Annotated in this window: 8 protein-coding genes; all 8 read right to left on the minus strand. The window is 63.0% G+C overall.

The annotated features are described in order from the left end of the window. Positions 1–54 precede the first annotated feature (54 nt). Positions 55–1,188, minus strand: a complete 1,134-nt coding sequence (gene menC / locus EEB12_RS20460; protein WP_020909062.1) for an o-succinylbenzoate synthase — start codon at positions 1,186–1,188, stop codon at positions 55–57. Then, complete coding sequence (locus tag EEB12_RS20465) at positions 1,178–1,999, minus strand: GNAT family N-acetyltransferase (RefSeq protein WP_029256203.1); 822 nt, start codon at positions 1,997–1,999, stop codon at positions 1,178–1,180. Before EEB12_RS20465 ends, menC begins: the two co-directional genes overlap by 11 nt. Then, the gene (locus EEB12_RS20470) at positions 1,977–3,140 is read right to left on the minus strand and encodes a M20/M25/M40 family metallo-hydrolase (protein ID WP_141488398.1); all 1,164 of its coding nucleotides are present in this window, start codon (positions 3,138–3,140) and stop codon (positions 1,977–1,979) included. Before EEB12_RS20470 ends, EEB12_RS20465 begins: the two co-directional genes overlap by 23 nt. Next, positions 3,137–6,496, minus strand: coding sequence for a serine hydrolase (locus EEB12_RS20475; RefSeq protein WP_141488399.1), 3,360 nt, complete (start codon positions 6,494–6,496; stop codon positions 3,137–3,139). The genes EEB12_RS20470 and EEB12_RS20475 overlap by 4 nt, the downstream gene beginning before the upstream one ends. Continuing rightward, entirely contained in the window at positions 6,493–7,284 is a 792-nt protein-coding gene (locus tag EEB12_RS20480) for an ABC transporter ATP-binding protein (RefSeq protein WP_003940215.1), read from the minus strand. Before EEB12_RS20480 ends, EEB12_RS20475 begins: the two co-directional genes overlap by 4 nt. Further along, the gene (locus EEB12_RS20485; protein WP_258537166.1) at positions 7,281–9,161 is read right to left on the minus strand and encodes a dipeptide/oligopeptide/nickel ABC transporter permease/ATP-binding protein; all 1,881 of its coding nucleotides are present in this window, start codon (positions 9,159–9,161) and stop codon (positions 7,281–7,283) included. Before EEB12_RS20485 ends, EEB12_RS20480 begins: the two co-directional genes overlap by 4 nt. A 1-nt stretch (position 9,162) precedes the next feature. Further along, on the minus strand, positions 9,163–10,176 hold the full coding sequence (locus EEB12_RS20490; RefSeq protein ID WP_019745232.1) for an ABC transporter permease: 1,014 nt from the start codon (positions 10,174–10,176) through the stop codon (positions 9,163–9,165). Positions 10,177–10,241: 65 nt separating this feature from the next. After that, positions 10,242–11,843: an ABC transporter substrate-binding protein gene (locus EEB12_RS20495; RefSeq protein ID WP_019745231.1), complete on the minus strand. Its 1,602-nt coding sequence runs from the start codon at positions 11,841–11,843 to the stop codon at positions 10,242–10,244. Positions 11,844–11,940 lie beyond the last annotated feature (97 nt).

An 11,940-nucleotide genomic window follows, 5' to 3' on the forward strand; every position in this document is an offset into this window, starting at 1 on the left:
ACAGCCACCTCCGCCGGGTGAAGGTGGAGGTGGCTGCTGCGTGACTGTGTGGACCTACAGAGTCTCGGTTCCGACCGTGAAGCGATCCATGACGTCTTCACGTGGAGTCACACCGAAGCCCGGTCCCTGCGGCACGGCGATGTGGCCGTCCTCGATGACAAACGGTTCGGTGATGTCCTCCTTGTAGAAGCGATCGGACGCCGAGATGTCGCCGGGCAGCGTGAACCCGTCCAGCGCCGCGAGGGCCGCGTTGGCGGCGCGGCCGATTCCGGTCTCGAGCATTCCGCCGCACCACACCGCGATACCGTGTGCCGAGGCGAGATCGTGGATGCGCTTGGCTTCCAGATATCCACCGACACGGCTCGGCTTGATGTTGATGACCGAAGCGGCACCGAGCGTGATGGCATCCGCCGCATCCTTGGCCGACTCGACCGACTCGTCGAGGCAGATCGGAGTCGAGAGGGACTGGGCGAGCTTGGCGTGCTGCACCAAATCGTCCTCGGCCAGCGGCTGTTCGATGAGGAGCAGTGCGAATTCGTCCAGGCGACGGAGCAACTGCGCGTCGACGAGGGTGTACGCGGCATTTGCGTCGACCTGCAGAGGAACGTCGTAGCCGAACTCCTTGCGCACCGCAGCCACGGGAGCGATGTCCCAGCCCGGCTTGATCTTCAGCTTGATTCGCACGTACCCCTGCGACAGATAGTTGCCGACGGTCTCGAGCAGCTGAGGGATGCTGTCCTGGATGCCGACGGACACTCCCGAGGGAACTCGCGTGCGAGTGGCACCGAGGTACCGAGCGAAAGACTGTCCGCGAGCGCGCAATTCAGCATCGAGAATTGCCATTTCGATAGCCGACTTGGACATCTGGTGGCCCACGATGTGGTGAAGTACGCTGCCGACCGTCTCGGCCGAGAGCGGCTGATCCGACTGCGACTTACGTAGCGTCGGAACGAGATACTCGCGAAGCATCGCCCGCGCACCAGCGGTGTACTCCGAGTTGTAGTACGGATCGCTCAGCGAACCGCACTCGCCCCAGCCGACAGTCTCCACCGGACCGTTGGGGCCGTCGGTGGTGCCGCTCACCTTCAGGACGAGGGTGTTGCGCTCGAGCTGGGTGCTGAATGACGTGGTGAAGGGGGAGACGAGAGGGATGCGCAGTTCGCGCAATTCGACGGACTCAATGTGCATGGACTTGCTCTTCTCCGGTTGTCTCGCAGATTTTCGTGAACGTGTAATAGCCGCTGGGGTCGAAGCCGGTCGATTGCCATTCCTTCGAGGCGATCAGTGGTTCGAGGTACTCGCGAAGCGCGTGTCGCCAGGCAAAGGCAGAGGCGCGGTCGACTGTTCTCAGATGCTCGATGTCTCGGGGTATTCCGACTGCGATATCGATGCAGTCGGGTGGGATCGGGAGCATTCGAGGCGTACCGTCCTCGGTGGGTTGAAGCACCTTGAATGTATCATTCACGGCCACAGCAGAACTCGGAGATCCATCGACGTCGAGATCCCAACTGACGAGCATACGATCGCTGGCGTCGCCTGCGTTGATGCCGTCTGCCATCGAACCGTAGAAATCCGGGTTGTATTCGGTCGGTGCGGCACCGAGACGCTGAATGTTGAAATAGGCATTTCGTGCGACCAGTGGATCGAAGGTCCACCGGATCGTCCTGACACCGCGCTCGATGCACCAGTCTCGCTGATGATGCTTGAGGGCGCGGCCGATTCCCTTGCCTGCGTGTCCCGGTAGTACTCCGGCGATGTGTGAGTGCAGAACCTCGCCGAGAGGCTCGACGAAGAATCCGACACAACCACCGATCATTTCGCCTTCGGAAAAGGCTCCCACCACGTAGTGACCACCGTGATGAAGCGCAACCAACATCGCCGTGCCGAAATGAGCCGGTCCGGGGCTGGTAGCCCAGATCTCATCGAAAACGGCGGATAGATCGGCTATTTCGCGATTGTCGACCAGCTCTCGAAACTCAACCGCTTTGCTTTTCGACACGAGGGCCCCCTTCAGACGTGATCGAACGAATAAGGCCCGCAACCAACGCCGTCCTCGGGGCGATCGCGGACACGAGCGCATGCTCGGTCTCGGCGTGTGCACCGCCGCCGACGCCACCGAGGCCGTCGAGGGTGGGGATACCGATACCGGCAGTGAAGTTTCCGTCCGAGGCTCCGCCTACGGCGAGCCCGACGGGAGGAGTCAGATCATGCTCGAGCGCAACACGTTCCGCCAACGCCAGCAACGGTGCGGACATCGTCGCTTCGAGAGGTGGACGGTTGACGCCACCCGAGACCGTGACTACGGCTTCAGGGTGGATTGCCTGCAGGGCTCGGATATTCGCATCGACCCGTTCCTGCTCGGCAGCGCTGGTTGCGCGCACGTCCACATCGACAAAGGCTTCTGCCGGAACGGTGTTGGTGGTGGTTCCGGCCGAAATGACAGTCGGGGTGACGGTGGTTGCCTGCGCCGGCGAGGACAAGTCGTTGACCGCGATCACGAGACGAGCCAGTTCTACTGCAGCATTGATGCCCTTTTCCGGCTCCAGCCCGGCGTGCGCGGCGCGACCGGCAACATGGATCCGATACAGCGACACTCCCTTGCGGACAGTCTTCAGTTCGCCGCCGTCACCGCCGGCCTCGAGAACCAGTACCGCGCCCGCCGCGAGTTTCTCGATCAGTGACCGCGACGTGGGCGAACCGATTTCTTCGTCACCGGTGACCAGGAGTGTGATTCCGTCGAGTGCATCGTCGCCGTGCAACTCTCGGACGATGGCGAGGGCGTGGATTGCCTGAACGACACCAAGTTTCATGTCGAGGCCACCCGGACCTCGAAGTGCGCCGTCGGTGACCGCTGCGGGTAGGCGCGTCAGGGTTCCGATCGGCCACACGGTGTCGTGGTGACCGAGCAGCATCAGCCGCGTCGGTGAGCTGCCGAAACGGGTCACCAGATGGGTTCGGCCTTCCGTCACTATCGACTCCGGTGTCACTCCGAGTCGTTCGTGGACAAGGTCTGACGTCCACTTCGCGCTTCGGGCAACAGCTTCGAGATCGTGCGACGGCGACTCGACTTCGATGAGCGCGATGGCGTCCTCGAGGATCTGAGGAAGTTGGCGCGCGGCCAGATCGCGGAGAATGGTCATCGGTTGTTCACTCGCGGATACGCGCGGCTTCCGACGTGTAGCAATTGTGTACTCCCGTTGTCGGAGAAAGTGATCCGGATCCAACCCGCTGATTGAGGTAGTTGGGTCGCGAATACTCCAGGCTGAACTTCGATCAGGCTGAGAGAGACGGACTCTGCGCTTTCGGCGTTGACCGAAGGGTCGATGTGATCGGTGCGGCGGGCGGTCAAGGAACTCCCGGTTCTTTCCAGGACGAAATCGGCAGCAGCATCGCGGTACAGACCGCACAGCGCATCGAGTTCCTCAGGTGAGGACGTGGTGCGGGTGGCGGGGTCTCCAGGCGAAAATGCCGGTGTCACGGCGACGCCGCCGATGGAACCGATCACCTCGGCGAGAAGGTCGCCCGAGAGGGCGTCCATTGCACCGCCGTTGGCCATCAGGACTACCGCAATGCCGCAGGACGGGACCACCCGCAAGAAGGACTGCTGTCCGAGGGTTCCACCGTTGTGACCATGCGCCAGCACCCCGTCCCAATTGTGCAGCAGCCACGTGGTTCCCATGATGTCTGCAGATGACACCTCTCCGATCTGGCGGCGCTCCTCGAGCATCGCCAGATGGGTGGACCGCTGAAGCAGAATCGGATCCTCGCGAATCGAATCCTGCGCGAACAGAAGAAGGTCCTCGGCGGTGCTGTTGATGAGACCGGCGGGGCCCATCGAGCGAGGGATGAGGAATTGTGGTGTCTGCGCAAGATTGTCGGCACCGCCGACATGCCCGACCGCAGCGCGGTGCAGTGCCGTCTCCTCGGGCAAGGTCGTGGTCTTGGTCAGGCCGAGAGGCTCGATGATCCGCTCACGCAGAACCGCGTCCCAACTCTTGCCTCGGAGAACCTCGATGATTCGTCCGGCGATGACGAAGCCGGTGTTGCAGTACGACCAATCGGTACCGGGTGCGAAGAGCTGCACCGTCGATGTCAGGGCTGCGACGTATCGCTCGACGCAGTCGTCGCCGCGTCCGCCGTCGATGAAGACGTCACCGTCGATGCCACTGGTGTGAGTCAACAGGTGGCGAGTGGTGACCGTTTCAGTGGCTACCGCGTCGGCAACTGCGAAGTCCGGCAGAATGTTCCGGACAGGCGAGTCGAGGTCCAGTAATCCTTCTTCGACGAGTTGCATGATCAGGGTGGCCGTCCAGACCTTGCTGATCGAACCCATCTGGAACAACGTGTCGGGAGTGGCCGCGACACCGGTGCGGGTACTGACGACACCGGACGTCACCACGGTGCGGTCGAAACCGCTGCGGGTAGTGGTCAGAATTCCGAGCGAAGCACCGGGTACCCCGTACTTCGCGCTCAGGGTGTCGAGTCGGTACTGCCAGTAGTCGGGATCGACCGTGGTCAGTGCCGGCGTAGGCGAGAGATGACGTTCGATCCAGTCGACGAGACGGGTGCTGTAATCCAGACGGTGGGAGGGCCGACCAGTCAACACAAAGGCATGCGACGCGTCCGGGAAGACCACCAGTTCGGTAGGGGTGCCGGCCAAACGCAGTCCACCGAACCACTGTTCAGCCTGGTTGACCGGGCAGCGGACGTCGCTACCGCCGTGAAGTATCAGTGTCGGTGTCGTCACCTGGGAGACTCGCCCCAGCGGCGAAAGTTCCTGTACCCGAGATGACTGCGGGGCGAATTCGACCGTCTGCAGCAAGATGCCCTCGTCCGAGGGGCCCGCCGTGTTCGCGATGTCGCAGACAAGGCCGCCAGCGACTGCGACGGCAAACCGATCGGTGACGGACGTCAGGGCGCACGTCATGAATCCGCCGTAGCTGTAGCCCGTGAGCACCAGTTGCTTCGGATCGGCCATCCCCTCGGCGACAAGGGTTTCGACTGGTTCGAGCAGGTCGGCGCGATCCGCCTCACCCCAACCGTCACGCACACCGTCGAAGAACTCGTTGCCGTAGCCGTCGCTTCCCCGCGGATTGATCATCAAGACCGTGTATCCGAGCGCGACCAGTTCCGCGTGGTACGCGTGCATCGGGGTGGGTGTACCGGTCCAGGCATTGTGTGGTCCGCCGTGGACGTCCAGAACCAGCGGACCGGCGCCCGTGACGTTCGGGTCGCGCAAGATCCAACCCTGAACACGGGTGCCGTCGCTGATGTCGAACCAACGCTCGGAGGCGACTGGAAACGCGACGGAAGTTGTCAGTTCCGTGTTCAATTCGGTGACGGTTTCGACTGCACGAGTCTCGAGGTCGATGACGGCGACCTCACCGAAGGACGTCGCCGTTGCAAGCGCGACGACGGCCTTCTCGGACGTCAGGGCAAGACCGAAGACCACTGTCTGTTCTCCGGTGAGAAGTGGTGAGACGGAGCCTGATCCGAAATCGACCTTGTGCAGTTCGGTGGAGCCGTGGTTGCGGATGCAGAAGACGATGTCGCCGTCGGCGGTGAAACACGGTGCGCCGCCGGGATAACCGGTCCCGCCAGGCATGACGTTTCGGTCGAGTTCGGATGTCAGACTGCGGTCTTCCACTCGCTGGTCGCGGTGCAGGACAAGAAGTTCGTTGTTGTGAATGATCGGCGTGTGCCAACCGACTGCTACGACGGCGTCGCCGACAGGTGTCCACGTAAGTGGTCCGGCGATGCCGCGTGCGTGCCCCAGCATCCGCGGAGCCGAGGCGAGATCAGTCAGCGATACGGTCCACGCGGAGCTCGCCCGTGTCAGATCGGCATTGCCGTCCATCGCCGCGGTGAAAGCAAGTTCGGTGCCGTCGGGGCTGTACGCGGGATGCGAAGCGTCCCAATCGCCGTCCGTCAGTTGCCGAAGCGAGCCGGCGGCCAGATCGAACTCGAACAAGTGCGCCCGAACGCTGCCCCGGACACCGGATCCGTCGACCTTGTAGTTGAGGCGTTTCGCCACCAAGAGGTGTGACGATCCGGCGGCAGTGCGGTCGACCGGGGCACTGAAGGCGATTCGAGCACCGTCGGGAGAGAACACTGGTGCCCCAGCGCCGAGCGGGAGCTGCGCCGTGGTGGTCATCTGAACGGCGGGCCCGCCGGTGGCGTCGACCTTCCACAGTTGCGGTGTGCCCGAGGAATCCGGCCGAACGAAGACCAACAGCGTGGAAACGGGATGCCATGCCGGCGAGGTGTCGGCAGGTCCCGCGGTGAGCTGTAGTTGCGGGGAAGCCAACCAGATCGAGTGCTCGTTGGTATCCGCGGCCGGATTCGCTTCGGTACGTACGTATGCAATGCGTCCCGACGCCGAGACGGCGATGCTGGTCGGTGTAACCACGGACGCGTAATCCTGGATTCTCGCCGAACGACGTTCTTCGGCACGGGCTACGGCAGCGGGGGAGTCGAGAGTGGTCGGCGTTGTCATTGGAACATCGGCTCCCCGAAGGTCGGGATCGCGGACAACAGCTTTGCCGTGTACGGCTCCTTGGGCGAATCGATCACGTCGAGAACCGGCCCGTGTTCGACGATCTCGCCGCCGAGCATGACTGCGACGTGGTCACAGACATAGCGGATCACCGCCAGGTTGTGACTGACGAATAGAACCGTCAGACCTAGCTGCTTCTGCAGATCCACCAACAGATTCAGAACCGCGCCCTGCACGGACACGTCCAGAGCGGAGGTGATTTCGTCTGCAAGCAGAACTGCCGGTGCGGCTGCCAATGCCCGCGCGAGGGCAACGCGTTGGCGCTGACCACCAGACAACGACGACGGGTATTCGTGCGCCTTCTCCACCGGCAGTTGGACGGTGGTGAGGAGTCGAGCCACCTCGGCAGCGCGGTCGCCGCGGCTGCGGCGAGCTTTGTCACGACGCTCGGTGGACCGCAGCGCCTCGGCGAGTGACTGGCCGATGGTCATTCGCGGGTCGAGGCACGAGTACGGATCTTGGAAGACCATCTGGATCCGGTGGCGCAGACGAGCCGTCGCGCCGCGGGCGTGAGCGACGTCCACACCGTCGAGAAGGATCTGGCCGGAACTGGGCTCGGCCAAGCCGACAGTTGCTCGCGCCAGTGTCGACTTTCCGGAACCCGATTCACCGACGAGACCGACCACCGATCCGGAGGGGATGTCGAGATTGATGTTCTTGACGGCGTGGAATTTTTTCGAACCGCTACCGAGGTGGACGTTGACGTCACGGAATTCGAGCCTGCTCATCGGATCTCCTCTGCAACAGCCAACAGTTCTTCCAACTCGAGGTCGGCGGTGCTCTCCTCGGCGTCGAGGCTCTCCACCTGCCAGGCTTCGTCGACGGTGGCAAGCGGCTTGTCGCGATCGGTGCTCATGGTGGGGACCGCGGCGATCAGCGCGCGGGTGTACGGATGCTTTGCACGACCGGCGATCAGATCGTCGACTGCGATGTCTTCGACGATTTCGCCGGCAAACATGACCAGGACACGGGTGCACATGCCGGTGATGACGGCCATATCGTGCGAGATGAGAAGGATTGCGGCGCCGGTTTCCTCGCGAACCTCGTGGAGCAGTCCGAGAACCTCACGCTGAACGGTCACATCGAGCGCAGTGGTGGGTTCGTCCGCGATGATCAGAGCGGGCTTGCCCATCAGACCCATGGCGATCATCGCGCGCTGACGCATACCGCCGGAGAACTCGTGGGGGTACTGCTTCGCACGCCTGGGCGCGTCGGGGATCTTGACGGCGTTCAGTCGCTCGACTGCCGCCTTCTTCGCGTCGACCTTGCTCATACCTTCGTGGAGCCAACCGATCTCGGCGACCTGGTATCCGACCTTGAGAGACGGATTCATGGACGACATCGGATCCTGGAACACCATCGCCATACGTGTGCCGAGTTGGCGGGCAACCTTGCGCGAAGCCGCGTTGTCCGGCCGCTTCCCGTCCTTCATCAGCACGGTGCCGTCGAACTCGATGAGCCCGGCGTCGACCACGGTGGGGTGGTCGGTCAGCTGCGCGATTGCCATGCAACTCAGTGACTTTCCGGAGCCGGATTCACCGACGATGCCCACGGTTTCGCCGCGATGAACTGTAAAACTGATGTTGTCGACGGGGCGACGCCAGTCGTCACCCGCGGGGACTGCGACGGACATGTTGCGGACGGTGAGAACTGCGTCCTCGTCACTGGGCGCCGAATCGGCCTGGGCAGTTTTCCGGTTGATCGGCTTCCACTTCGGCAGGCGACTGCTGATCGGGCTGCGAACTCCCGCGCCGCGAGCAATGGCCTCGCCGAGCAGCGTGAAGGTCAAGCCGGCGAGCACGACGGCGATGCCGGGGGCAAGTGCGGTGGCCGGGTTGACGAAGATCTTCGACAGACCTTCGTTGAGCATCCGGCCCCAGTCGAATGCAGGCGGCTGAATGCCCAAGCCGAGGAACGAGAGTCCGGCGAAGACCACCAGGCCGCTGCCGACAGCGATGCTGGCATTGACGATGAGTGGTTCACGGATATTGGGGAGAATGTGGCGGAACAGCAGCCCCGGCTTGGTGACCCCGAGGATGCGTGCTGCGTCGATGAAGTCGCGTCCGTTGACCGACGAAGCCAGTGCGTACGTCAACCTCGCGAACGGCGAGGCCAGGGCGAGGCCGATGGCGATCACCGCGCTGCCCGCACCCTGTCCGAGAACGACCAACAGGAAGATCGCGAGGAGCAGTCCGGGGAACGCGATGGCGAAGTTGAGGAATGCCACGACCATTCGTCCGACCCAGCGGGGAGCGAGCGTCGGGAGCGTACCGAGTATCAGGCCAATTGTGACACCGAGTGCGACGGCTCCGAGAGCCATGAGCACCGACAGTCTCGCGGCGGTCATCGTGCGGGCGAAGACGTCACGCCCGCCGGCGTCGGTGCCGAAGATGTGCTCGGAACTCGGTCCCTGAGAGAGTGCCTTCGGGTTGGCTGCGACAGCGGCGTCACCCCAGATCATCGGTCCGAAGATGACGAGGGCGATCAGAGCGGTCAGGAAGGTGAGGGCCAGGATTCCCAATGGGGTGCGGAACGTTCCGACGATCCAGTGTCGTCGCGGGGGCGTCTTGGGGGCCGCAGTGGGGGCCGTAGGTGAGGTGCTCAACTCAGTTCTCCCGAATTGTGGATCGTGGGTCGATGAGAGCGAGCACCACGTCGACGATGAAATTGATGAGAAGGACGATGGCGCCGTAGATCACGACCAGTGTCTGGGCGAGCGGGTAGTCCTTCTCGGTGATGGACTTGACCAGCGCCATGCCCATGCCGGGCCAGGCGAAGATGCTCTCGATGAGCACGGTGCCGGCAATCAGACCACCCAGGAGGAGTCCGGCGAGCGTCAGCGTCGACGTCATGAGGTTGGGCATTGCATGACGGAAGTAGATTCGTGCCACGGGCATTCGCTTGGCGCGCGCCGTACGGATGTAGTCCATGTCCAACACGCCGAGTGCCTCTGCACGGACGATGCGCGACATCGAGGCGATGGCACCGATCGACATGGCCGCGACCGGGAGGATGTAGCTTTCCGGTCCACCTCGGCCGGCGACGGGCAGAACAGGGAACGTGACGGCAAAGAGGTAGACCAGCGCCGTACCGAACATGAACTCGGGGATCACGGCGATGGTGCCCGACGTTGCGGTGTAACCGATCTCGACTCCGCGTCGTCGACCGTTGCGGGTCAGTGCAGCGAAGATGAGGCCGATCGGAATGCCCAGTAGCAGCACCGTGACCACTGTGAGTACAGCCAGTTCGAGTGTTGCCGGTAGGCGGGACGCGATCACCTCGAAGACCGGAGTCCTCAAGGTGATCGAGTCACCGGGATTCCCGCTCAGCAACCCGCCGACGAATCGGAAGTACTGCTGCCACAAGGGAAGGTCGTAACCGAGCTGAGACCTCGTTGTCTCGACCAGTTCGACCGGTGCGTTCATTCCCAGAGCCAACCGAACCGGGTCGCCCGGAATCAGTTGGAGCATCAGGAACGCCGCAGTCACCAGCGCCCAGAGTGAAATCACGAAGGTGCCGAAACGACGCAGAAGATATGCGGGCCAGCTGTCGGACTCGAGCCACTTTGCTCGAGCCTGAGGCGCCGCTTCTGGTTTCGCGGCTTCAATAGTTTGACTCATGGGCTGTCTTTCCGGAGGGCGGGAACAGATGCAGGGCGGGAAGAGATGCTGAGCGGGAAAACGACTTACTGGTAGAGACGCAACGCAGAACCGGTGAGCGTCTTACCGAATGAGAGTCCGGCCTTGTTGAAGTACACGTTCATGACGGAATCTGCGAAGGGCACGGCCGCGATCGTCTTGGTGAGCTCCGACTCGGCGTCGGCCCAAGCGTCACAAGCGTCGCTACCGGTCAGACCGGAAGCCTTGGTGGCTGCTGCTTCGTAGGCGGGGTTGCTGACCGATCCGAAATTCTTGCCTGCTGCGGGAACCGGCCCGGCAAAGTACGCGGTGAACGTGCTGGGCAGCGAGGAGTTGATCTGGACCCAGGCGATGTCCCAGGCAGAGTTGTCCTTGCCGCTCAGAATGACGTCGATGATCTTGTTCGAGTCACCCCCGGTCACCTCGACGTTTGCGCCGAGTTCGGACCACGCCGACTGAGCAAGTTCTGCCGCCGCGTTGCGGGGATCGTCGGTGCCGTCGTACACGAGGCGGAGATTGAGCGGCTTGCCATCCTTGCTTCGCTTGCCGTCAGCGCCGGCAGTCCAACCAGCGCCGTCCAGTGTTGCCTTTGCAGCTGTGAGGTCGAAGTCCGGAATGTTGCCTGCGACAGAGTCGTAGACACAGGCGCGCGGTTCGACGGCGACGAGACTGGTTGCCCGGACCCCGTTTCCGGCGGTGATGACCTGAGTGAGGTCGTCGAGATTGACCGCTTGGATCAGCGCCTTGCGCACTGCCGGATCACTGGTGGGGTTGCTGGCGATCTGGTTGAAGTACATCTGGCCTGCGGGCACCGGCCGGCCAACCGAGTCCAGATTGGCTGCCGCGACTCGGTCCTTGTCCGGCCCGGCGATCGGAGCTGCATTGAGTTCACCCGAGAGAAGCTGATTTGCGGCGGTGCTCACGTTCGGTGCCATGGCGGCGATGACCGTCTTGGGGACGCCGGGGGTATCGGAAGCGGTGCCGTCGGGGCCCCAGTTGTAGCCATCACGTCGCTGGAACGTGTAGTGGTCGTTGGCGGCGACTTCGGTGACTTCGAACATGCCGGTGCCGAGCGACTTCTTGTTCGATGCTGTCGGATCTTTCAGCCCGGCCTCGCACAGGATCGGCAGTCGACCGACGTTGAGAAGCAGGAACGGGCTCGGCGCCGCAGTGGTCACCGTGACGGTGCGCGCTGCCGGATCGGCGGTTGCTGTGGCACCGGTCGGAACGGAGGACCCGCGCAACTGTGAACCGTTGTCCGGATTGGCCACGAAGTTGATGTTGTCCGCGACGGTCTGGGAAGTCAGCGTCGATCCGTCGGTACAGGTCACCCCGTCACGGATGGTGAAGGACGCCGAGGTCGGAGTCTCCTCCCACTTCTCCGCCAACCACGGTCCGACTTCGCTGGTATCGGGATCCTGGTAGATCAGGTAGTCGTAGGCCAAACGAGACAACTCGGCGGTTGCCTGAGAGGCCGACATGATCGGGTTGAGTGCGCCCGGATCGGCCTGCAGGGCGAAACGGAAGGTCCCGTCCGTGGCCGGTTCACCGCCACTGGCGCCCGAGGACGTGCCTCCCGAGCCACAAGCAGACAACACAAGCGTGAGCCCTGCGGCTGCCGCAAGTGTTGGATAGGAGCGGTGTTTCATGGTGCCTCCGGGATGGAGCTGGGGCCCGAGCGAAAAACGTGAGGGCGCGATTGAGTGTTGACTGCTAAATCTTGGCGCATGACGTGACGCGCATCTC

Source organism: Rhodococcus sp. WS1, assembly GCF_003797745.1.
GTDB classification, from domain to species: domain Bacteria; phylum Actinomycetota; class Actinomycetes; order Mycobacteriales; family Mycobacteriaceae; genus Rhodococcus_F; species Rhodococcus_F erythropolis.

What these genes read in the sequence shown, in the direction of transcription:
- menC (WP_020909062.1), bottom strand. Translation starts at nt 1,188, where the DNA reads ATGCACATTGAGTCCGTCGAATTGCGCGAACTGCGCATCCCTCTCGTC.
- EEB12_RS20470 (WP_141488398.1), bottom strand. Translation starts at nt 3,140, where the DNA reads ATGACCATTCTCCGCGATCTGGCCGCGCGCCAACTTCCTCAGATCCTC.
- EEB12_RS20475 (WP_141488399.1), bottom strand. Translation starts at nt 6,496, where the DNA reads ATGACAACGCCGACCACTCTCGACTCCCCCGCTGCCGTAGCCCGTGCC.
- EEB12_RS20480 (WP_003940215.1), bottom strand. Translation starts at nt 7,284, where the DNA reads ATGAGCAGGCTCGAATTCCGTGACGTCAACGTCCACCTCGGTAGCGGT.
- EEB12_RS20490 (WP_019745232.1), bottom strand. Translation starts at nt 10,176, where the DNA reads ATGAGTCAAACTATTGAAGCCGCGAAACCAGAAGCGGCGCCTCAGGCT.
- EEB12_RS20495 (WP_019745231.1), bottom strand. Translation starts at nt 11,843, where the DNA reads ATGAAACACCGCTCCTATCCAACACTTGCGGCAGCCGCAGGGCTCACG.